The sequence below is a fragment of the Herminiimonas fonticola genome, from assembly GCF_003293745.1.
Classification (GTDB): Bacteria; Pseudomonadota; Gammaproteobacteria; order Burkholderiales; family Burkholderiaceae_D; genus Oxalicibacterium; species Oxalicibacterium fonticola.
The window spans coordinates 273814-294503 of record NZ_PTLZ01000001.1; the positions used below are offsets into that span (position 1 = coordinate 273814).

At 52.8% G+C, this 20690-nt stretch carries 23 protein-coding genes; 16 read left to right on the forward strand and 7 right to left on the reverse strand.

Translation table 11 applies throughout. From position 1 onward, the window contains the following. Positions 1-2 precede the first annotated feature (2 nt). The 5 genes from Hfont_RS01335 to Hfont_RS01355 all read right to left on the reverse strand — a co-directional run bounded on the left by Hfont_RS01335 (position 3) and on the right by Hfont_RS01355 (position 4503). Positions 3-1376, reverse strand: coding sequence for a sulfite reductase subunit alpha (locus Hfont_RS01335; protein WP_112990458.1), 1374 nt, complete (start codon positions 1374-1376; stop codon positions 3-5). Continuing rightward, the gene (locus Hfont_RS01340) at positions 1373-2401 is read right to left on the reverse strand and encodes an FAD:protein FMN transferase (protein WP_112990459.1); all 1029 of its coding nucleotides are present in this window, start codon (positions 2399-2401) and stop codon (positions 1373-1375) included. The genes Hfont_RS01335 and Hfont_RS01340 overlap by 4 nt, the downstream gene beginning before the upstream one ends. A gap of 70 nt (positions 2402-2471) precedes the next feature. Next, positions 2472-3296 (reverse strand): DUF4198 domain-containing protein, encoded by an 825-nt coding sequence (locus Hfont_RS01345; RefSeq protein WP_112990460.1) that lies wholly within the window; start codon positions 3294-3296, stop codon positions 2472-2474. Between the two features lie 25 nt (positions 3297-3321). Continuing rightward, complete coding sequence (locus Hfont_RS01350; RefSeq protein ID WP_112990461.1) at positions 3322-3837, reverse strand: DUF2271 domain-containing protein; 516 nt, start codon at positions 3835-3837, stop codon at positions 3322-3324. Positions 3838-3861: 24 nt separating this feature from the next. Beyond that, positions 3862-4503: a PepSY-associated TM helix domain-containing protein gene (locus tag Hfont_RS01355; protein WP_112990462.1), complete on the reverse strand. Its 642-nt coding sequence runs from the start codon at positions 4501-4503 to the stop codon at positions 3862-3864. Between the two features lie 314 nt (positions 4504-4817). On the opposite strand from Hfont_RS01355, the gene Hfont_RS01360 reads away from it, so the two are divergent. Both Hfont_RS01360 and Hfont_RS01365 read left to right on the forward strand, forming a co-directional pair. After that, on the forward strand, positions 4818-5273 hold the full coding sequence (locus tag Hfont_RS01360; RefSeq protein ID WP_112990463.1) for an Hsp20 family protein: 456 nt from the start codon (positions 4818-4820) through the stop codon (positions 5271-5273). Between the two features lie 264 nt (positions 5274-5537). Continuing rightward, on the forward strand, positions 5538-5906 hold the full coding sequence (locus Hfont_RS01365) for a cupin domain-containing protein (protein ID WP_112990464.1): 369 nt from the start codon (positions 5538-5540) through the stop codon (positions 5904-5906). A 192-nt stretch (positions 5907-6098) separates the two neighbouring features. Here Hfont_RS01365 and glpD read toward each other — a convergent pair whose 3' ends face one another. Then, entirely contained in the window at positions 6099-7589 is a 1491-nt protein-coding gene (gene glpD / locus Hfont_RS01370; RefSeq protein WP_112991638.1) for a glycerol-3-phosphate dehydrogenase, read from the reverse strand. Between the two features lie 85 nt (positions 7590-7674). Between glpD and Hfont_RS01375 the strand changes: the two genes are divergently transcribed. The 13 genes from Hfont_RS01375 (at position 7675) to Hfont_RS01435 (ending at position 19246) form a co-directional block, all read left to right on the forward strand. Next, a complete protein-coding gene (locus Hfont_RS01375; RefSeq protein WP_338322764.1) occupies positions 7675-8235 on the forward strand; it encodes a hypothetical protein in 561 nt (186 codons plus the stop codon). A gap of 120 nt (positions 8236-8355) precedes the next feature. Further along, positions 8356-9438 (forward strand): uroporphyrinogen decarboxylase, encoded by a 1083-nt coding sequence (hemE, locus tag Hfont_RS01380; RefSeq protein ID WP_112990465.1) that lies wholly within the window; start codon positions 8356-8358, stop codon positions 9436-9438. 1185 nt (positions 9439-10623) lie between these two features. Further along, positions 10624-12672, forward strand: coding sequence for a primosomal protein N' (locus tag Hfont_RS01385; protein WP_112990466.1), 2049 nt, complete (start codon positions 10624-10626; stop codon positions 12670-12672). A 22-nt stretch (positions 12673-12694) separates the two neighbouring features. Beyond that, entirely contained in the window at positions 12695-12946 is a 252-nt protein-coding gene (locus Hfont_RS01390) for a DUF2164 domain-containing protein (RefSeq protein ID WP_112990467.1), read from the forward strand. Further along, entirely contained in the window at positions 12943-13368 is a 426-nt protein-coding gene (locus tag Hfont_RS01395) for a lysozyme inhibitor LprI family protein (protein WP_112990468.1), read from the forward strand. The genes Hfont_RS01390 and Hfont_RS01395 overlap by 4 nt, the downstream gene beginning before the upstream one ends. A gap of 29 nt (positions 13369-13397) precedes the next feature. Further along, positions 13398-13847 (forward strand): GNAT family N-acetyltransferase, encoded by a 450-nt coding sequence (locus Hfont_RS01400; protein ID WP_112990469.1) that lies wholly within the window; start codon positions 13398-13400, stop codon positions 13845-13847. Between the two features lie 162 nt (positions 13848-14009). Continuing rightward, positions 14010-14495: a MarR family winged helix-turn-helix transcriptional regulator gene (locus tag Hfont_RS01405; RefSeq protein ID WP_112990470.1), complete on the forward strand. Its 486-nt coding sequence runs from the start codon at positions 14010-14012 to the stop codon at positions 14493-14495. 98 nt (positions 14496-14593) lie between these two features. After that, positions 14594-15133, forward strand: coding sequence for a diaminobutyrate acetyltransferase (gene ectA / locus Hfont_RS01410; protein ID WP_112990471.1), 540 nt, complete (start codon positions 14594-14596; stop codon positions 15131-15133). Positions 15134-15208: 75 nt separating this feature from the next. Further along, positions 15209-16504: a diaminobutyrate--2-oxoglutarate transaminase gene (gene ectB, locus Hfont_RS01415; protein WP_112991640.1), complete on the forward strand. Its 1296-nt coding sequence runs from the start codon at positions 15209-15211 to the stop codon at positions 16502-16504. Beyond that, positions 16501-16956 (forward strand): ectoine synthase, encoded by a 456-nt coding sequence (locus Hfont_RS01420; protein WP_112990472.1) that lies wholly within the window; start codon positions 16501-16503, stop codon positions 16954-16956. Before ectB ends, Hfont_RS01420 begins: the two co-directional genes overlap by 4 nt. 4 nt (positions 16957-16960) lie before the next feature. Beyond that, entirely contained in the window at positions 16961-17887 is a 927-nt protein-coding gene (gene thpD / locus Hfont_RS01425; protein ID WP_206604445.1) for an ectoine hydroxylase, read from the forward strand. A gap of 75 nt (positions 17888-17962) precedes the next feature. Beyond that, positions 17963-18574 carry a MarC family protein gene (locus Hfont_RS01430; protein WP_112990474.1) on the forward strand — a complete coding sequence of 204 codons (612 nt, stop codon included), beginning with the start codon at positions 17963-17965 and terminating at the stop codon, positions 18572-18574. Positions 18575-18895: 321 nt separating this feature from the next. Beyond that, positions 18896-19246, forward strand: a complete 351-nt coding sequence (locus Hfont_RS01435) for a BON domain-containing protein (protein WP_112990475.1) — start codon at positions 18896-18898, stop codon at positions 19244-19246. 88 nt (positions 19247-19334) lie between these two features. Here the strand turns inward: Hfont_RS01435 and Hfont_RS01440 are convergent, their stop codons facing one another. After that, on the reverse strand, positions 19335-19808 hold the full coding sequence (locus Hfont_RS01440) for an SRPBCC family protein (RefSeq protein ID WP_112990476.1): 474 nt from the start codon (positions 19806-19808) through the stop codon (positions 19335-19337). A 231-nt stretch (positions 19809-20039) separates the two neighbouring features. On the opposite strand from Hfont_RS01440, the gene Hfont_RS01445 reads away from it, so the two are divergent. Then, entirely contained in the window at positions 20040-20690 is a 651-nt protein-coding gene (locus tag Hfont_RS01445) for a potassium channel family protein (protein WP_112990477.1), read from the forward strand.

Sequence of the window (20690 nt, forward strand, 5' to 3'; positions counted from 1 at the left end):
GATTAATACACATCGCGTCGGTAACGTCCTTGCGCGATTAGCTGGCCCACGGTTTCTTTGCCGAGTATCTCGGTCAGTGCGTCTTCGACGCCGCCAGCCATTCCTTCCAGACTGCCGCACACATACACCGCTGCATCTGCTGCGATCCATGCGCGTACCTGTTCTGCCTGTTCGCGCAACTTGTCTTGTACATAGATGCGTTCAATCTGATCGCGTGAAAATACAAGATCAGCGCGCTCCAAGTTACCTTGGCTTTGCCACGTTTCAATTTCATCACGATAGTAAAAATCGTATGCGGCATTGCGTTCACCAAATATAAGCCAGTTGCGAGATGCGCCACTTGCTGCGCGTGCTTTCAAATGGCTGCGCAAACCGGCCAGGCCAGTGCCATTGCCGATCAGCATCAGAGGACGATGTGCGTTGTCACCGAGGCGGAAGTTGCTGTGTGGACGCAGGCGCAAGGCTATCGGCTCACCGACGGCAGCTTGTTTGGTCAACCAACCGGAGGCGATGCCCAGGCTTCCATCTTCGCGTCGCTCTTGACGAACCAGCAAATGCACGCGACCGTCTGCTGGAATCGATGCAATGGAATATTCGCGCGGACGTTGTGCGTCGTCGGGCGCAAGAACCTGGACTAGATCGCCAGCTTCCCAACTTGCCGCTGCATCACTGATTGCTTCCAGTTCCAGATGGAAGGTTGGCGCGCCGGCGCTGCCCGGATTCAGGTGTCGGCGTGCAGCCAGCCGCCATTGTTGATATGACGGTGCTTGCCAGTCGGGGGCATCACTGGTGCCCGCAATATGACTCAGATGATGCTGCCAGGTTTGCAATGCGCTGTTAGCGGCTTTGTCGACGAAGACGCTGTCAAACAATGCTTGCGCACCGGATGTTTTGAGCCAGGTCGTCAAGCTGCGGCCGAAGCCGCAAAAATTTGCATACTCGCTATCACCCAACATCAATACGCCGAAATGCAGATTCGGCAAGGCGAGTTGTAGGCTCATTAGCTTGCTTACAAATAAGGATGCATTATCCGGCGGATCGCCTTCACCGTAAGTACTGACAATGAAGAGAGCGCGCTCGGCCTGCGACAAATCGCTGGCGCTGATTTCCGACAAGCTTGTTACGCGGGTGGGAACACCAGCCGTGTGCAACAGACGCGCGGTGTGCCAGGCTAATTCTTCAGCAAAACCGGTTTGACTTGCATAGCCGACCAACCATGGTTGCGCACCATCCGCTGCGGGGATCAGTGCTGCTGCATTACGCAATGCCTGCTGACGCTTACGTCTTTGTGCATAGTAAATGCCTGCGCACAAGGCGATATATACAGCGACAAGAATGGTCGCAACAATCGCTCGGGTTTGATCGCTCCAGTTCATTGCAGCAAGGCCGCCATTGATTTACTCATGTGTTCTTCAAAACCTTGATTGCCGCGTTGAATAAACAGCGCCGCCAGATCGTGTCTATCCGCATAGGCCAAGCCTTGTTCTGCACCCATTACACCGAGTGCGGTCGACCATGCATCGGCAGCCATGCAATCGCGATGCAATACCGTCACAGATGCAAGGCCATGAGAGATAGGTTCGCCATTGCGCGGATCTATCGTGTGCGAAAAGCGCGTTTCACCATCTTCAAAATAACGACGATAGTCGCCGGATGTGGCGACAGACAAATTGTAGAGTGCAGCAATGGTCGCTATGTTTGATTCGTTTGCAGCAGTCGAGGATGTCGACAACGGATGTTCCAGTGCAATCCACCATGGCTGTCCATCCGGTTTGATGCCAGCGCCGCGCAATTCCCCGCCAACTTCTACCAGGAAGCTGTCTATACCTCGTTGCAGCAAGGCATGCACAAGCTGATCAACGCCGAAACCTTTGGCGATTGCCGACAGGTCGACATACACGCCGCCCGGCTGCAATGCACGTTGCGATTCGACGTCGAGTTGAATACGTTGCCAGCCACAACGCGCACGTGCAATGGCAAGTTGCGCAGCGCTTGGCGCGATAAATGCGGCATCGCTATATCGCTGCGTCGGACCAAAGCCCCACGCGTTGACCAATGCACCGGCAGTTGGATCGTAGGCGCCGTCGCTGTCGCGCGCGACCTGCAATGCGTATGCAAGCACGGAGAAAAATTCCGTCGGCAAGGTATGCCAACTATTGGGCGGTGCATCGTTGAAGCGGCTGAGAGCGGAGTCTGATTCCCAGGTACTCATTTGCGCAACGACAGCATCAAGTTGATTCTGGATTGCGCTTTGCAACGGTGCTAAAGCGCGCGCAGCATCGGCGACCAGTTTGACCGACCACGTAGTGCCCATCGTATGACCGTGCAATGCATGTACCACGCTACCCAAGGCGGGCGGCTGCGGTGATGTGTCGATAGTCGGGACCAGCGTGCGTCTCATAGTGGATTCAGTTCAACAAGAAAAAACGCCCGTTGCTCGTACAGCAACGGGCGCATTTGAAACATACTCGTTACGGTTGCAGGACTTCCAGCGTCGCGCTGTAGCTGATGCGGCGCACCGGCTGCGCGATGGTGCCTACCGTTTCTCTCGGCGGGCTGATGTTGGCGCTCAACCAGTACATGCCAGCGTTCGCCCACTTGATACTGAGCTTGCCATCCTTGTCGGTTTTCAGCGTGATCTCGCCGAGTCCATCGCGATAGCGATTGCCGCCGCGGATGATGGTTACCGTCAAATCCGCTGCTGGTTTGCCATCAAGCAGGAAGCGGAAGTTACCGGTATCGCCAGCAAAGATTTCAGTCGGATTGCTTAGTGGTACCAGTTCCAAACCGTTGCCGCTCGGTTTCAATGCTTGCGCGCTTGGCTTGCCCGCTGTGATGAAGGTTTCCACGCGACTCTGCATGCGGCTTACATTCAAATCCGTTGCATTGGCCGGTATCTCTTTTGTGTAAGCATCGTTGGTGCCGCGCCAGCGTTTCATCTCGCCGTTGACTTTGTACATTGCGCTGAGGCTGTCGGTGAGGGCAGAAACCTTGTATGTGCCTTCTTTCGTCAGCTTCAATTCAAAGCTGTTGCGTTGCTTGCCGGCGACAGAGTTTTCCGGCGTGACCGATGTGCCTTCCGGGCCGCTGATGACGACATTATCAATCAGTACCGGCCGGCTGAGGTTGAACAGCTCATCGGATGACGATGCGTCTATCGTCACGATGGAATCAGCACCTTGCGTCAAGGTCGATGACGGCAGCAAAAATGGACGATGCGCATGCGCGGCCATCGGCAGGGCGACGATCAGGGAAGTAGCCAGCGCCGTAGTATGCCAAAGCAAAGTATTTTTCATTAAATGTCCTTGGATATTGGTTTGATTACGGCTTGAGTTCGACCGAGACAGCGCCAAGTTCATGCTCGCCTTTGGCTTGTGCGGTTTGTGTTGATTTCGGCGGCCATGCAAACGGCACGCGCACCACTTCACGGCCACCTGCTTCGCGTGATGCTTCCGCTACCAGCACATAGTCGCCGGCCGGCAATTTATCCATGCCGGATTTGGCGCCGCTGAATGACATTTGCTGTTCACCCGGCGCGCGCGTCGCACCACTGATGCCGTCAACCGGCATCTGCAGATCGCGGCCGCTCTTGCGCCACCATTGGCGGACATCTTTCAGCCACTTGGTGCCGCCGTTATCTTTTTTCTTGAGGTCATACCAGACCGACAGATTGCGCACGAACGTTTGATCGGTATTCTCGACCCAGAACGCTACGTAAGGCTTGTGATATTCAGCTACGTTCAGGCGAGGAATCTCGACCTTCACATTCAGGTCTGCAGCAAAGGCGGCTGGTGTTGTCAGCGCAGCGCCCAGCACAAAGGAGTAACTAATTCGCATAAGGAAAATCCTCTTGGTGTGTAATCAGTGAATAAACAGAATAGCCAGCAAAAACGGAATCAAAATCCCCAGCCCGACCATAGGCCAGGTCATCGGTCGGTTGTTCGCATGCATCTTCAAGATGAACAAGCCGGTGATCGAAAAGATCAGACAGGCTGCGGCAAAAATATCGATGAACCAGCTCCACACCGCACCTGAATTACGGCCCTTGTGCAGATCGTTCAGATACGAGATCCAGCCGCGATCGGTTAATTCATATTCCACATCGCCGCTGGCGCGATCGATGCGCAACCAGGCGTCGCCGCCCGGACGCGGCAGCGCTACATAAACTTCTTCCGGTGACCATTCCGCCTCGCGCGTGCCGACATCGACCGACAGCTGATTCTTCATCCAATGCTGCAATTCGACCGGCAACGGATCGTTCGCCTTGTCGTTATCGTCGTCCGAATTAATCTTTGCCAACTGCGTGCGCAATTCGGCCGGCAATTCGATTTTTTTGGACGTGATGGTAGGTTTGGCTTCGATCTGGCTTGCGTGATTCAGCGTAAAGCCAGTCACCGCAAACATCAGCATGCCGAGCAGACAGATGGCAGAGCTGATCCAGTGCCATTGGTGCAGCGTCTTCAACCAGTAAGCACGTTGGGGGTTTTTTGCGCTTGCTTGCATTACGGATTTTCTTCATGTTGTTGGGTGAGGCGCATGCGCTACAAATAGCAATAATTCTCATTTAGATTTTCGTCGATTCATTAATCGATTGCAAGGGTTTTCGTGTAAAGAAATATGAAGCGGCGGCAGGCTTAGGGCGAGCATCGACGCAATTGAGAATAAAAAATAGCAAAAAAACTTGCTGTTATAGGGACGTCAACGCTGATTTTCAAGATCTTGAAAATCGTTTTTTGAGCACTAATATTTGTACTGACAGATGCTCAATCGAGGTCTGTTGTTAACTTTATCGCTTGAACTTTAAAAGGATATTCATCATGCGTACCTATGACTTTGCACCACTGTACCGTTCTGCTATCGGTTTCGATCGCTTGGCTCAATTGTTTGACGATGCACAACGCGCGGACGCGCAACCCAGCTATCCGCCATACAACATAGAACTGGTCAGTGAAGACAAATATCGCATCACAATGGCCGTCGCCGGTTTCGACCGTTCCGAAATCGAGATCGAAACAGAACGCGACACGCTTAAAATCACCGGCCGCAAGACGCGTGAAGACGCACAACGCAACTTCCTGCATCGCGGCATTGCCTCACGGAATTTTGAACACAGCTTCCAGTTAGCCGATCACGTGCGCGTTGTTGGAGCGAAACTGGATAACGGTTTGTTGAATATTGAACTGACGAGAGAAATTCCGGAAGCATTGAAGCCACGGAGAATCGTGATTGATGGTGGTGACAACGTGCAGGCGCTGGAACATAAAGCGGCCTGACAACTGGCAAGAAGGCAGATTGTTACTGCGTATTAATCTGTCGGTTGGATGATTAGATCGGACGACGGCTCCAGATTATGTAATCTCTGGGGCCGTTGTTGTGTGATCAAGCGACTTTGTCTTTGATACCGGCGGCGCTCCCGACGAAGTGGGTGCTGCAGAAATGTTGCTCGTTCGCGCATCCATCCAAATACTCATTGCACTCGCCATGCAGCGACCTATATTTAACGCTGTATTACCCACCATTTTTTGGAGGAGCGCGCGATGAGTACGACATTAGAGAAAAAGTCCTTGGACAAGCCGGATGAAGTTCGCCTATTCAAGGAAGACAAAGGCAAGCTAGCTGTCTTTACACTCGGCAACCATACAATGGGTAGGGGCGAGTTTGAACCCGGTTGGCGCTGGAGTCTGCATGTGAAACCGATAGCAGGAACAGATTCTTGCCAAGCCGCTCATACCGGCCTCATCCTGGAAGGCCGGATGGTTGTTAAGATGAATGATGGAGCTGAGATGGAGTATGGGGCGGGTGATGTTTTTTATATGCCGCCTGGGCATGATGCCTGGGTAGTTGGCAACCAGCGTTGTGTGCTGTTTGATGTAACAGGCGTCGCAAAATACGCGAAACCTCAATAAGACAGCTCTTTTGGGAGCTGCCAGAAAACCTTATGTCCGCACGACAGCGACAGCCAGAATGAAGCCGTGTTCCTGAAGCTGGGTGTCACTGCTAGTGCGCGATATGCAAGTGGGAAGGCGATGCGAACAAGGTTATTTGGTGGTGAAGAGGGTTCACTAGTAGAGGGAAAAGAAGCCATGCTTGACCCTGTACTAGACTCGAATTAAATGTAATCCCAACTTTGAGCGTCGCCACAAAATATCTTCATCACAAGTAGCCCATTCATGGCGCTGCAAATACGCCACTTCGGCAGCAAACAATCCCGGCGCAATTTCCTCTCCCATATCTGCCAGGCTGGATCGATCGGCCAGCATCAACTTGATGCGCGTTCCATATGCACGCGCATAGCGTTCAACCAGCGCAGGCGGTAGCCATGCGTACTCTTGCTGCAAATCGCGCACGTAATCATCAAACTCCATCACCGCGCGCTTATTCGGTTTGCTGCCGTAAATATCGCCACCCGGCAAACAGGCATCGGCTGTCCATGCGCCATGATGATTGTTGAGCACGGGCGCGATCAGATCGACGGCTTCTTCAGCCAGTTTGCGGAAGGTGGTGATTTTGCCGCCGAAGACTGTGAGAAGTGGTGCGGCATCGGTATCGAATGCAAGTTTGTAATCGCGTGTGACTTCGGATGCGCTCTCGCTATCGTCTTCTTTTTCATCTTCGACCAGCGGGCGCACGCCGGAGTAGGACCAGACAACATCAGCGGACGTGATCGGCTTTTCAAAGTAGTGATTGACCAACTCACACAGGTAATCGATTTCTTCAGCATTGATTGCAACCTTGTCGGTATCGCCGTGGTAGTCGATGTCGGTGGTGCCTATCAGCGTGTAGTCGTGCTCGTACGGAATCGCGAAGACGATGCGACCGTCAGGGTGCTGGAAGATGTAGGCGTAGGGATGGTCGAATAATTTCTTGACGACGATGTGGCTGCCTTTGATCAGGCGCAGTTTTTTACCGGCGCGACCGTGCACGGAGTCATGTAAAAAGCTGGCAGCCCACGGGCCGGTGGCGTTGATCAGTAGTTTTGCATTTACCTCTATCGTTTCATCGTTGGCATTGTGCAGCGTCGCGTTCCAGCGATCGGCTGTGCGCGTGACGGTAGTGCATGCGGTACGCGTGAGAATGGTGGCGCCGTTTTCTCTGGCGGAAATCGCATTCAACACAACCAGGCGTGCATCGTCGACCCAGCCGTCGGAATACGCAAAGCCTTTGGTAAAGCTGTCCTTCAATGGTGCGCCGGCGGCATGCTTGCGCAGCTTGATGCCGTGCGAGCCGGGAAGTAATTCGCGTTTGGCCAGATGGTCGTAGATGAACATGCCGGCGCGTATCATCCATGCCGGTCGTTGCCCTTGGTCGTGTGGCATGACAAAACGCAGCGGATGGATGATGTGTGGTGCGGAGCGCATCAACACTTCACGTTCTATCAGTGCCTTGCGTACCAAGCTGAATTCATACTGTTCCAGATAGCGCAGGCCGCCGTGTATCAGTTTGGTGGAGGCGGACGAAGTGTGCGAAGCAAGATCATCTTTTTCACACAAGACGACGGACAGACCGCGACCCGCGGCGTCACGCGCGATGCCGGCGCCGTTGATACCGCCGCCCACGATGAGGACGTCGCACTGGAGTTGCTGATGCATGTCTGGTCTGTCCCTGAATTGCTTGTAACTATTGTAAGCGGGGAATTTGTCCATTGCGCCTCTGTGTGCGTTGATGGACGAATATTTGCTGCGCGCTCGCGGTACACTGGCTTGTCTTCTTTATTACTGCGCAATCATGAGCTTTCTTCTTGACCCCGGATTCTGGGAAGTTGCCAGCTTTGTCGTCACCGCGCTGGCCCTGCCGTTTGCGATCTTTCTTTTCCTGTACGAACAGCGCAAAGAGCGCGATTCCGAGGATGAAGAGGCGTATCAGTTGCTGCAGAATGCGTACAGCGATTTCCTCAAAATCGTGCTCGACAATCCCGACCTGCAATTGCGCAGCGCACTTTCGCGCACGGACCTGAATGATGAACAGAAGGAACGGGCGCTGATTATCTTCGAGATGCTGATCGCCCTGTTCGAGCGGGCCTACATCGTGTCCTATGTGCCGGATATGCGCGGCGTGGCCTTGCGGCGCTGGCATTCATGGGACGATTACATGCGTGAATGGTGCCGCCGCGAGGATTTCTATTACCTGTTGCCGCAACTGTTGCGTGGCGAAGATGAAGACTTCGCCGACTATATCCGCGCCATCGCCGAAGAAGAGCGTGCCGACAAGTTGTTCAATATCGGCCATCGAGAATAATTCGCTGTTGATGTCAGACAGACGCATCGCGGTCCCGGCACATCCTCTTTCGGCGATAATAGCGGACCCTTCGTAGATCTAACCTAATGCAGTGAATTCATACCGAGAAATTCAGTCCTGATGCCTACACAATTTGCTCCGCTCAAGAACGACACCTTTCTACGTGCATTACTGCGCCAACCAACCGAATACACGCCACTGTGGCTGATGCGTCAGGCGGGCCGTTATCTGCCTGAATACCGCGCCACCCGCGCGCGCGCCGGCTCCTTCCTCGGCCTGGCGAAAAATCCCGATTACGCGACGGAAGTGACTTTGCAACCGCTGGATCGCTACGATCTGGATGCGGCGATTCTGTTTTCCGATATTTTGACGGTGCCGGATGCGATGGGGCTGGGTCTGTATTTCATCGAAGGCGAGGGACCGAAGTTCGAACGTCCGTTGCGCGATGAGAAGGCCGTGATGGCGCTGACCGTACCTGAGCTGGGTTCGCTGCAATACGTGTTCGATGCGGTGACGCAGATACGTGGCGAGTTGAACGGTCGCGTGCCGCTGATCGGCTTTACCGGCAGTCCGTGGACGCTGGCTTGTTATATGGTGGAAGGCGGCGGCTCGGACGACTTCCGTACGGTCAAGGCGATGCTTTATAACCGTCCGGATCTGATGCATCACATCCTGCAAACCAATGCAATCACGGTCGCCGGCTATCTGAATGCGCAAATCGATGCCGGTGCACAAGCCGTCATGATGTTCGATACCTGGGGTGGTGCCTTGGCCGATGGCATTTATCAACAATTCTCGCTGCATTACATGCGCGAAGTCATGAAGCACGTCAAAACGGAAAAAGACGGTGTGCGCATTCCAAGCATCGTCTTCACCAAAGGTGGCGGCTTGTGGCTGAACGAAATCGCGGATGTCGGTGCCGATGCAGTTGGTCTGGACTGGACCGTGAATCTGGCGGCCGCGCGCGCTCAGGTTGGTGATCGGGTCGCCTTGCAGGGCAATCTGGATCCGACGATTCTGTTTGCGCAGCCCGATCAAATCCGCGCCGAGGTTGCCAAGGTGCTGGAATCTTTTGGCAAACACACGCCAGGCTCCGGCCACATATTTAATCTGGGACATGGCATTTCGCAATTCACGCCGCCGGAAGCGGTTTCTGTCCTGGTCGACGCCGTGCACGAATTCAGCCGGCCTTTGCACGCATAAATACCGATGTGCTCGTTCGCGGGGCCTGCGCACTCAATTCAGCTTGTGACGCGGTAAGAGGCGTGAATTGTCTGCGCCAACGCTCGGTTTTGGCGCGAAGCAATTAAACTTATGCACAGAAATTGTAAGTGCGTACAGTGTCGTCAGTTTATCTCGCTCTTAACATTTCGTAACAAAGTGAAATTTATAAGTGCTTGATTTTAATAGGTAAATATTTTGCTTTTTGTTTTGGCATTTTATTGAAACCCGCATGAAATCTGGTGCCGAGTGGCATTTGAGGAGCTTATCCACAAAGTTATCCACAGAAATTGTGGATAGAAAAAAAAGAGCTTTAGAAACGTGGAGTTAGCGTACTTGGTGATACTTCACATGAGGTTTGGTTCGCACTTGGATCCCTCACTTAAAGTTGCCATCAAGCTTCGCAGCTTGAAAAACAAACGCACTAAAGCAGTACTTCAAAATGGGTAGGCAAAAAGAACAAGCAATAAAAATATTGCTTTATAGATATTTTATGTCTTAAATCCTCACTAGCTTATTCACAAAATAGTGCGTGAAGCTAACGAGAACGCCTACTATTTGGATTTTGTGGTGTCGTAAAGAAATTTATGCAAGTGGTTGATTTTAAAAGATTTATTTTTTCGTCGAATATAATCAAAGAATTCCATTTGAGAGCTGTGCTTAAGTAAGCGCTGATGCAAGGTGATTTGTCCACAAAGTTATCCACAGGAGTTGTGGATAGTAGGAAAAAGCTTTATGAAACCGGGGTTTAGCGAATTATCTTCTGCGCAAGCTCAAGTCTTTGTGCAAATGCAATAAAATTTGCGTTTTAAGCATTGTCTTTTTGAAAAAGCTATTTGCGCCAAATGCTTGCACAGAAATGGCGTTTATTGACAGCCCTTGGACAATCAGCAAACACTTATACACAAAAATTGGCTTGTGCGCAGCAACATGATTTATTTACCGGATTTATTAATTACAAAAATCTTCTATTTGTAAGTTATTGATTTAAAACAGTTAAATTTATGCTTTGGTTTTAGGCAATCTATTGAAGCCCGCATAAATACTGGCTTCTCAGGCTGTCAAGGGGCTGTTATCCACAAAGTTATCCACAATCGCTGTGGATAGATAAAAAAGCGCTTATGAAACGGGTAGTTAGACCACTTCCTCAGGTATTACATTAACTCCGTGGACCATTGCATCCTCAAAGTCGCCCTCGACACGCCGCTTGATTTCTGCTTCGACTATGTTTGGCCGCTAGCCGCGGATGCCGCTCGTCCTTTAATCGGACAATTGGTGCTGGTGCCATTTGGTCGCCGCGAAGTAATGGGCTTGATCGTCGCCGTGCACGATACGACAGACGTGCCGCTGGAAAAACTCAAGCAGGCCATTGCAGTGCGCACGCAATTGGCACCGCTATCCGCCGAGTGGATTGCGCTGTGCGCATTTGCTGCCGACTATTATCAACGGCCTTTGGGCGAAGTCGCGATTCCGGGTTTGCCGAAAAACCTGCGCGCGCTCAAAACCACGTCGCTGGATAAAGCCGTCAAGAAGCTGGGCAAGGCAGATGCTGTGCACGATGCGACGCCGATCTCCATGCCGCAGCTGAATCCGGCACAACAAGCCGCGGCCGATGCGATTGCAGGTGCGACAGGTTTTGCGCCTACCTTGCTGTATGGCGTGACAGGCAGTGGCAAGACTGAAGTGTATTTGCAGGCCGCTGCGCAAATTCTCGCGCACAGCATCGATGAGCATAATCCTGCGCAAATCCTGATCCTGGTGCCCGAGATCAATTTGACGCCGCAACTGGAAGCGAATGTGCGGGCGCGTTTCCCCGGAGTTGCGCTTGCGACTTTGCACAGTGGACTGGCCGAAGGCGAGCGCATGATGCATTGGCTGTCCGCGCATCTGGGTCAGGCGCGCATCATTCTCGGCACGCGTCTCGCAATTTTGTCTTCATTGCCGCATCTGAAATTAATCATCGTCGATGAAGAACATGACCCTTCCTACAAGCAGCAGGAAGGCTTGCGCTATTCAGCGCGCGATCTGGCGGTGTGGCGTGCGCATCAATTAAGTATTCCTATCGTGCTCGGTTCCGCTACGCCCTCGCTGGAAACCTGGCATCACGCGCAATCCGGTCGCTATCGCAAACTGGAATTGCGCGAGCGTGCCGTCAAGGATGCGGTTTTGCCTAAGGTTGGTCTGATCGATCTGGAGCGCAAGGCGCCACGCGAACAAATGGTCGAAGGCATTAGCGCCACCTTGATCGCTGCATTGAGGTTGCGCATGGAACGTGGCGAACAATCCTTGCTGTTCCTGAATCGGCGCGGTTATGCGCCTGTGATTGCCTGCGATTCTTGCGGCTGGGTCAGCAACTGCACGCGCTGCAGCGCCTTCCTGGTTTTACACAAACTCGACAAGCGCTTGCGTTGTCATCATTGCGGTTATGAACAACGCATACCAAGATCCTGTCCGGATTGCGGCAACGTCGATATCCAACCGCTGGGTCGAGGCACGCAACGCGTGGAAGAAAATCTGCAGGCGATTTTTCCGGAAGCGCGCATCTTGCGCATCGATGCCGATTCAACCCGACGCAAGGGTAGTGCGCAGGAAGCTTTCGACAGCGTGCATAGAGGTGAAGTCGATATCCTGATTGGCACGCAAATGGTGGCGAAGGGACATGACTTCCAGAACCTGACGCTGGTTGGTGTGCTGAACCCGGATACCGCACTGTTCTCGCATGACTATCGCGCCAGCGAAAGACTGTTTGCGCAATTGATGCAGGTGGCCGGGCGTGCCGGCCGTGTCGCGCAAAAAGAAGGTGGCAGCGCGAGTGAGGTCTTGATCCAAACACGTTATCCGCAACATCCGCTGTATTCAGCCGTGCGCAAGCATGATTACGACACCTTTGCCAGCGAGTTGCTGGAAGAACGACAGCAGGCGTGCTTTCCGCCATTCATGTATCAAGCTTTATTGCGTGCCGAAGCGAAAGAGTTGAAGATTGCGCTCGACTTCTTGCATCAAGCCATAGACTGCGTCGAGCACGATGGCATCACGATGAACGATCCAATTCCGATGACGATGACACGCGTCGCGAATATCGACAGGGCGCAGTTGCTGGTCGAATGCTCATCGCGGCCGGCCTTGCAGGCATTTTTGAAAGTCTGGATTACAACTTTGCGCGAAATGAAGTCGCGCGTGCGCTGGTCGCTGGAAGTCGATCCAGTCGATATCTAAACTAAATAATTAATTCATCATCATGACCATCAAACTCACTCCCGAAACTGAAGAACGTCTGATCGGTTCACTCCAGCGCTACTTCGACGTCAATATGGACGAAGGCATAGGCGACCTGAAAGCCAGGCTGCTGCTCGATTTTTGCGTGAAAGAAATGGGCCCGAGTATTTACAATCAGGCGATTCTGGATGCGCAATCGGCGATGCAGGATAAAGTCGCGGAACTGGATGTCAGTTGCTACGAAGCCGAGTTTTCTTATTGGGGCAAGAAATGAACGCACGCCATTTGTTTGCCTGCGCCTTGCTGGCGCTCAGCGGATCTGCCATCGCGCAGACGCAAGGTTTGCTGCAAGAGTCCTTAAAGGATTGCGACAAGAATCAATTGACGATGAACGTCTGCGCCAGCTATCGCTTTGACCTCGCCGATAAAGTCTTGAATGAGCAATACAAACAAAATCTGGCCGCCTTGAAAGAAGGCCCGGCGCAGACCCGCTTGCGTGAAGCGCAGCGCGCCTGGATTACCTTTCGCGACAAGGATTGCCTGGCCGATACCGGTCCGCGCGAAGAATCCGGTTCAATCTGGCCCTTGCTGCATTTTTCCTGCCTCGAAAAACATACGGTGCGTAGAGCGGAAGATTTGAAAGTGCAGGCCTGCGGCATGCAGGGCTGCGCAAATGACGCGCCAGTCAGCAAGTAGAGCAATAAAATCGAGGCGAGGAACGCGCAATGATAGTTTGGCAATGGGCGACATTCGATGAGCTTGATGCTGCGACCTTGTGCGCGGTGCTCGCCGCACGGCAAGACGTGTTCGTGCTGGAGCAGCAATGTCTGTATGCGGATATCGATGGCAATGATCAGCGCGCTTTTCATTTGATCGGTCGCCACGAAGACACGCAGCAATTGGCGGCGTACCTGCGCTGCTTTGCGCCTGGCGACAAATATCCGGAAGCCGCATTGGGTCGCGTACTGACTGTCCAGTCCATGCGCGGTCTCGGTCTCGGCAAACTGCTGATGGCAGAAGGTATACGCCGGGTCGAACAATACTTTCCGGGCGCGGCAATCCGCATTTCAGCGCAAGAGCATCTGGTGCATTTTTACGGCGCATTCGGCTTTCACCGCGTATCGGATACCTACCTGGAAGACGGCATTCCACACATCGAAATGTTCAGAGAATAATTCGCTCAAGTATTATTCGTATACGAATCATTTGACATCAATCGATGCGGCGACTACAATGGCTGCTCGTTAATCAAGCAAGCGGGATATCAAAAACAGGAAAATGTGAGCTTGTAGTGATGCGGCGCGACAGAATGAAAAGATGTCGCTAAACTCGCGGTCATGAATGACATCACCCAACTTGTTGCCGTAAATGATTCGATTCGCATTTTGCAAAGCGTTCGTCGCATTGCGCAATGTGTAGAGCACCATTCAAAGCGTTTAGCCGTCACACACAACATCACATCGCCACAACTCGTGGCACTTCTTGCAATTGCGGAATTGGGGCCGAGCACGCTCAAATCCATCGGGCGTGCGATCCAACTCAGTCCAAGTACCGTGGTCGGCATTGTCGATCGGCTGGAAGAAAAAGGTTTGGTGCAACGACAACGCGATACGCGTGATCGTCGCAATGTATTTGTCGCAGTGACAGTGGCGGGCCAACTGGTCCTGGCCAATGCACCGTCTGCATTACCGAACGGTTTTGGCAGTGCGCTAGGCGCACTGCCTGAAGCTGATCGCCAGGCTTTGGTCGTTACGCTGGAACAATTCGCCTCTTTGCTCGAAGCAAAAATACCTGCCGAACCTGCGCAGAACACTGACGTTTAAACAAACGTTACTGCGCAAGCCTGATTCCCCTTTAACCGAAGAGTGACGTTGCGGCCAAACCGGCTGCGGGGATCGCTTTTCTCGTAAAAGGAGAAAGCATGAACGCAAGAGCACCTGCGGCCGTTGCAGCCGACCACATCGTGTTGCGGATGCCGAGCAATTCGCCGGACCGTCGTGACGGCGCCGATCTGCATGACTTGATCGCACGCTGCCCGCCGCTCGATCTCAACTCACGCTACGCCTATCTGCTGCTGTGCGAACACCACGCCAATACCTGTGTGGTGGCGGAGTTCAATGGCGAACTGGCTGGTGCCATTACTGCTTACATCCAGCCATCGCAACCCGATACCTTGTTCATCTGGCAGGTTGCAGTAGCGCCGAATATGCAAGGCCAGCGTCTGGCGTCGCGCATGCTCGATAGTCTGACTGAGCGCTGCGCGCATACCCACGGTTTCAAGCAAATCGAAACCACCATCAGCCCGAGCAATATCGGCTCGCAAAAACTCTTTGCCAGTTATGCACGACGTCATCACGTAGCCATCAAGAGCAGACCACATTTCACCGCCGTTGATTTTGGCGGTGGTCGACATGAAGAAGAATGGCTGTATCAAATCGGTCCTCGTTTGACTGTTGTGTAATCAAGACTGTTTGATCATTGATTACGCGTAGTCCTGGCGAGACCACTCCATCAACCATCCATCAGGAGAAGCATGATGCGTATTTTTAATCGACTTGAATCAGAAGTCCGCGGATATATCCGCTCGTTTCCAACCATATTTTCCAAAGCCCAGAACGCGGTGCTGACCGACGAAGGCGGCACTACCTATATCGATTTTCTTGCTGGGGCCGGTACTTTGAACTACGGCCACAACAATCCGGTGATGAAGCAAGCCGTCATCGATTATCTGGCGGAAGACGGCATCGTGCATGGTCTCGACATGGCAACCAGTGCCAAGAAAGCGTTTTTGCAAACGTTTGAAAGTCATGTGCTGAAGCCGCGCAGCATGCAATATAAACTGCAGTTCACCGGCCCGACCGGCACCAATGCGGTGGAGGCGGCGATCAAGCTCGCACGTAATGTGACGGGGCGTCAGATGGTGATCTCATTCACCAATGGTTTCCACGGCGTGTCGTTGGGTGCGCTGGCGCTGACAGGCAATCGCAAGTTTCGCGATGCGGCCGGTGTTTCGCTCAACGACGTACACCGCGCGCCGTACTCGGGTTACTTCGGCATGAACATCGACACGATTGCAATGCTGGACAAGATGATTGCCGATCCAAGTAGCGGCGTTGATTTGCCGGCGGCCATTATCGTCGAATGCGTGCAAGGCGAAGGCGGCTTGAATGTCGCAGGATTGAACTGGTTGAAGAAGCTGGAACAACTGTGCAAACGTCACGAAATATTGCTGATCGTCGATGACATTCAGGCAGGTTGTGGTCGCACCGGTACCTTCTTCAGTTTCGAACCGGCCGGCATCAAACCGGACATCGTCACACTGTCCAAATCATTGTCTGGCTTTGGTTTACCGATGGCATTGTTGTTGATGAAGCCCGAGCTGGATGTGTGGAAACCGGGCCAGCATAACGGCACCTTTCGCGGCAACAACATGGCTTTCGTTACCGCGACGGCGGCACTGGAACATTACTGGCGCGATAACAAGTTCCAGGCTTCGATACAAAAGAAAGCGCTGACGATAGAAATTTTCCTCGACAAGCTGGTGGACAGTTATCCGGACGCCAAGCTGACGCGTCGCGGTCGCGGCATGATGCAGGGCATTGCGTGTGCAGATCCGGCTTTGGCTGATCGCATTACTTCTATCGCCTTCCAGAACGGTTTGATTATCGAAACATCAGGTGGTGAAGATGAGGTTGTCAAACTGCTGATGCCATTAACCATCGAGCAGGAAACCCTGCTGGCTGGTCTGGATATTCTGGAACATGCGGTCGCTGAAGCGGTTACGGAAACCGCGACATCCAATGTTGAATCCGACAAAGAGGTGACAGCATGATCGTACGCACACTGAAAGAAATTCTCGACACGCCGCGCGACGTCAAGGCGCAGAACTGGTGCAGCCGCCGCCTGCTGTTGCAGGAAGACGGCATGGGTTTCTCGATGCATCACACGGTCATCTATGCGGGCACACAAACGCATATCTGGTACCAGCATCATCTGGAAGGCGTGTACTGCGTGGAAGGCGTCGGCTCGGTTGAGCTGATTCCGTCGGGTGAAACCTTCCGCATCGAGCCAGGTACCTTGTATGCGCTCAACAAGAATGATGAACATTGGTTGCGTGCAGAAACCGATCTGCATTTGATCTGTACCTTCAATCCGCCGCTGGTGGGCGACGAGACGCACGATGAAAATGGTGTATATGCGGCAGCACCTGTAACAGTTGGGTCAAATGCAAAAACGGCGGTCGCTAAGAAAGTTAAAACTAAAACCGACACTGTCGAAGCTTAAGGAGATGATTATGCTTTCTCAAGATGCCTATCCGACACGCACGCAGAACAGTGCGGCAATACTCGCACGCCATGACCCTGTCGTGTACGAACCTGCAGCGCAGGCTAAACGCGATACGCGTTTGACGACTGCGCAACGCGTTTCTTATGAGCAGAATGGTTTTCTATTGATGCCTGAGTTATTCAATCAGGATGAAGTCACTTATCTGTTCGATGCGATGCAAGGCATGCGCGAAGAATTTACGCATGCAGGCCGCAAGGAAGTGATCGCCGAGCCGGGCAGTGGCGAAGTGCGGTCCATTTTCAATGTACATCGCTTGAATGAAATCTTCTCCAATCTGGTGCGCGATCCACGCGTGCTGAATGTCGCACGTGAGATTCTTGGCAGCGATGTCTACATTCACCAATCGCGCATCAACTACAAACCGGGTTTTACCGGCAGGGAGTTTTACTGGCATTCCGACTTTGAAACCTGGCATAGCGAAGACGGCATGCCGGCGATGCGTGCGCTGAGTTGTTCGATACTGTTGACCGACAACAGCGATTGCAACGGTCCATTGATGCTGATTCCGGGCTCGCATCATCACTATGTTTCGTGCATGGGTGAGACACCGAATGAGAATTACAAAACCTCATTGAAGAAGCAAGACGTGGGCGTACCGGATCAAATCCTGTTGCGCTATCTGGCCGATATGGGCGGCATCAAATCATGTGCGGGCAAAGCTGGTTCTGTGGTTTTCTTCGACTGCAATACGATGCACGGTTCCAACGGCAATATCACACCTTACCCGCGCAGCAATGTGTTCTTCGTCTATAACAGCATCGCCAATCAGCTGGAGTCGCCGAAAGGCGGTCTGACGCCGCGCCCGGAATTTGTCGCTGCGCGTGAGGGCATCGCACCACTCTCTTCGCAGGAATTGGTGACAGATTGATGCGCTGCATTGAAGCTGCTGCTGTGCCTGCAATAGCGCAGCCACAGCTTCAACGGCATTCTGCATAAGGAATCGATGGAAGCCTACCTGCGTTCTTTTGCGCTGTTCTTCGCGCTGTTCAATCCCTTCCTGATGAGCATTTATCTGCTTGATCTGATTCGGGGTTTGCCTACGCCTACGTTTGCGCGCGTGCTGATACGCGGCAGCCTGATCAGTGCCTGTGTATTTACCTTGTTTGCATGGGGTGGCGAAGCATTCTTCCGTGATTATCTGCAGGTGCGCTTTGCATCCTTCCAGATTTTTGGCGGGATTGTTTTCTTGCTGATCGGTTTGCGCTATGTGTTCTCAGGAGCGCATGCGATTGAAAGCATGCGCGACAATCCGACCGCGATGGCGGGCAGCATCGCGATGCCTATCATGATAGGTCCCGGCACGGTCAGTGCTGCGGTAGTGATAGGCACGCGTTTGCCATTACCCGGTGCGGCAGCGGTGATCGTCGGCACGCTGGTATTGACGGTCGCGATTTTGGTGGCGATGAAAATCGCGCATGACAAATTGAAGGAAAGACATGCAGCCATCACGGATCGCTATATCGATCTGGTGGGCCGCATGTCTGCATTATTGATTGGGACGATTGCGATCGACATGATCGTTACCGGTTTGGAAAGCACAGGTTTTATGGGTTGAATAAACGGATATGATCAAGCGGGGCGCTTGCGCGTTGCAGCGCAACAATCCTTTGTTCTACTTCGCCCTGTAGTGCCGGGCGTTCCAAAGCGGTGCAATGCTTACGGAGGACTTTTCAATCGCGAAGATGGGATGTTGCTGACAAGCGACATAAGCGACGATAGACGCTGATCAAGGTCAATTTCGACAAAAAAAAGAGCGCGAACAATCACCCTTTTCATAAATGCTGTGGCTATACTAATTCTGGAAGCAGTTTTAGCTTTCAATAATAGGTAGTTTCAAAAATCAATAATTACCAAAATAAATATAGAGGAGCACACTATGAAACAGATTCACAGCGCTTTGGCACTGGTCGCTTTTTCGGCAGTTCTGGCAGGTTGTGCCACCACTGAAGCAGAAGCTCCAAAAGCTGCTCCAGCACCTGCGCCGGCTGCAGCGGCACCCGCACCAGTAGCGGCACCAGATGCTGCATTGACTAAAGCAGTGACTGCTGCTCTGGCTAAAGAAGCGCAATTGGCAGGTACTAAAATTACTGCAGCCGCTACAACTGATGGCACAGTGACCTTGACCGGCACAGTTAAAAATGACTGGCAGCAATATCTGGCAGGCGATATCGCCAAGAAAACAGCTGGCGTCAAAACCGTTAAAAATTCGGTCAAAGTACCAGACTGATTTTTACGCATCAAAAGAAAAACGCCGGGCATGCCCGGCGTTTTTTATTGTCATCAGAAAAATCGTTGAGTTACCTAACTCTGCATCATCAGATAGGCAATCCAAGACGACCTTCTTCAGCCAGCTGCCGGATGATGCGTATCGTATCGATATCCGCTTCCTGATAAGCGGAACGACGAAACTCGTTATAGAACGCATCCATGTCGTCATCCGGCAAACCGCTGTCATATGCAAAGCGCACAAACAAGGCGCCCGGCTGCGGTTCCTCTATTGTCACTACCAGACTGGATGCCGGAATATCTTCTTGCTCCGGCACGTCGTAATGCACTTTTTCCTGCGGGGTGAAGGTGACGTGATCGTGGATCAGCAAGGCGTTGTAACGCAGCGCACGCGACAGCACATTATCCTTGCGACCCAGAAGATCGCATTCATCCAGCCATGGGATGAATAGTTTAGGCGCTTCTGCGCGCAGCACCAGCCCGCGCCAAAGCTGATCGCGTGTCAGCGTGTCGATCAGAGGATTGAGTGGATCATTGATTTCAATCAGATGCTGGAATTGCATGGGTACGGGTTTCATCAAAATGGTGGAGGGGACGAACCGGCTGGCCGATGTTCTGGTGTTATTGGCGTGCCGATGCGACGTCGTTGCCATTGTACTGTGCAGCCGGTGCGGCCGGGCGTGAGCCAGCGAACATTCATCAATGATATTGCCACCTGCTGTCAGGCGCAATTATGCTTTAATGCGAGATCAACTTTTTTCGTTTGCGTCCATGCGACGCATCGCATATTGCTCATGAAGCGTACTTATACTGTTATCGGACTGGGAGCATTCGGTTCCACTGTCGCGCGCGAACTGGCGCGTCTGGGTAATGACGTACTCGGCATCGATCTCGATCCGGCGCACGTCAACGACATTGCCGACGACATCACGCAAGCAGTCGTCGCCGATGCACGCAATGAAGATACCTTGCGCGATCTGGGCGTGCAGGATTGCGACGCGGTAGTGGTCGCGATTGGCGAAGATCTGGAGGCGAATATTCTGGTCACGCTGACCGTCAAGAACATGCCCAAGCCGGAAGTCTGGGCCAAGGCCTTGAATCACAATCACCATAGGATCCTGCACAAACTGGGCGCCGATCACATCGTGCATCCTGAACATGAAATGGGTTTGCGCCTAGCGCACGCGATGATGTATCCGGAAGTGGTCGATTACATCAGTCTCGGCCATGACTTGTTTACCGTCGAAGTGCGCGTTTCTGAAAAGCTTGCCGGACAAAACGTCGCATCATTGAAACTGGCTGAACGTGGCGTGCAGCTGTTGCTGGTCAAGCATCAGCGGGAAATGCTGACAGCCTTGCCGGACGATTATGTTTTCCGCCTCGGCGATCAAATGGTGATGAGCGGCACGCTGGACAATCTGCGCGGCACCTCCGCTTTCTTGTGA

What these genes read in the sequence shown, in the direction of transcription:
- Hfont_RS01335 (WP_112990458.1), bottom strand. Translation starts at nt 1,376, where the DNA reads ATGAACTGGAGCGATCAAACCCGAGCGATTGTTGCGACCATTCTTGTC.
- Hfont_RS01340 (WP_112990459.1), bottom strand. Translation starts at nt 2,401, where the DNA reads ATGAGACGCACGCTGGTCCCGACTATCGACACATCACCGCAGCCGCCC.
- Hfont_RS01345 (WP_112990460.1), bottom strand. Translation starts at nt 3,296, where the DNA reads ATGAAAAATACTTTGCTTTGGCATACTACGGCGCTGGCTACTTCCCTG.
- Hfont_RS01350 (WP_112990461.1), bottom strand. Translation starts at nt 3,837, where the DNA reads ATGCGAATTAGTTACTCCTTTGTGCTGGGCGCTGCGCTGACAACACCA.
- Hfont_RS01355 (WP_112990462.1), bottom strand. Translation starts at nt 4,503, where the DNA reads ATGCAAGCAAGCGCAAAAAACCCCCAACGTGCTTACTGGTTGAAGACG.
- Hfont_RS01360 (WP_112990463.1), top strand. Translation starts at nt 4,818, where the DNA reads ATGCGTACCTATGACTTTGCACCACTGTACCGTTCTGCTATCGGTTTC.
- Hfont_RS01365 (WP_112990464.1), top strand. Translation starts at nt 5,538, where the DNA reads ATGAGTACGACATTAGAGAAAAAGTCCTTGGACAAGCCGGATGAAGTT.
- glpD (WP_112991638.1), bottom strand. Translation starts at nt 7,589, where the DNA reads ATGCATCAGCAACTCCAGTGCGACGTCCTCATCGTGGGCGGCGGTATC.
- hemE (WP_112990465.1), top strand. Translation starts at nt 8,356, where the DNA reads ATGCCTACACAATTTGCTCCGCTCAAGAACGACACCTTTCTACGTGCA.
- Hfont_RS01390 (WP_112990467.1), top strand. Translation starts at nt 12,695, where the DNA reads ATGACCATCAAACTCACTCCCGAAACTGAAGAACGTCTGATCGGTTCA.
- Hfont_RS01395 (WP_112990468.1), top strand. Translation starts at nt 12,943, where the DNA reads ATGAACGCACGCCATTTGTTTGCCTGCGCCTTGCTGGCGCTCAGCGGA.
- Hfont_RS01400 (WP_112990469.1), top strand. Translation starts at nt 13,398, where the DNA reads ATGATAGTTTGGCAATGGGCGACATTCGATGAGCTTGATGCTGCGACC.
- Hfont_RS01405 (WP_112990470.1), top strand. Translation starts at nt 14,010, where the DNA reads ATGAATGACATCACCCAACTTGTTGCCGTAAATGATTCGATTCGCATT.
- ectA (WP_112990471.1), top strand. Translation starts at nt 14,594, where the DNA reads ATGAACGCAAGAGCACCTGCGGCCGTTGCAGCCGACCACATCGTGTTG.
- ectB (WP_112991640.1), top strand. Translation starts at nt 15,209, where the DNA reads ATGCGTATTTTTAATCGACTTGAATCAGAAGTCCGCGGATATATCCGC.
- Hfont_RS01420 (WP_112990472.1), top strand. Translation starts at nt 16,501, where the DNA reads ATGATCGTACGCACACTGAAAGAAATTCTCGACACGCCGCGCGACGTC.
- thpD (WP_206604445.1), top strand. Translation starts at nt 16,961, where the DNA reads ATGATTATGCTTTCTCAAGATGCCTATCCGACACGCACGCAGAACAGT.
- Hfont_RS01430 (WP_112990474.1), top strand. Translation starts at nt 17,963, where the DNA reads ATGGAAGCCTACCTGCGTTCTTTTGCGCTGTTCTTCGCGCTGTTCAAT.
- Hfont_RS01435 (WP_112990475.1), top strand. Translation starts at nt 18,896, where the DNA reads ATGAAACAGATTCACAGCGCTTTGGCACTGGTCGCTTTTTCGGCAGTT.
- Hfont_RS01440 (WP_112990476.1), bottom strand. Translation starts at nt 19,808, where the DNA reads ATGCAATTCCAGCATCTGATTGAAATCAATGATCCACTCAATCCTCTG.
- Hfont_RS01445 (WP_112990477.1), top strand. Translation starts at nt 20,040, where the DNA reads ATGAAGCGTACTTATACTGTTATCGGACTGGGAGCATTCGGTTCCACT.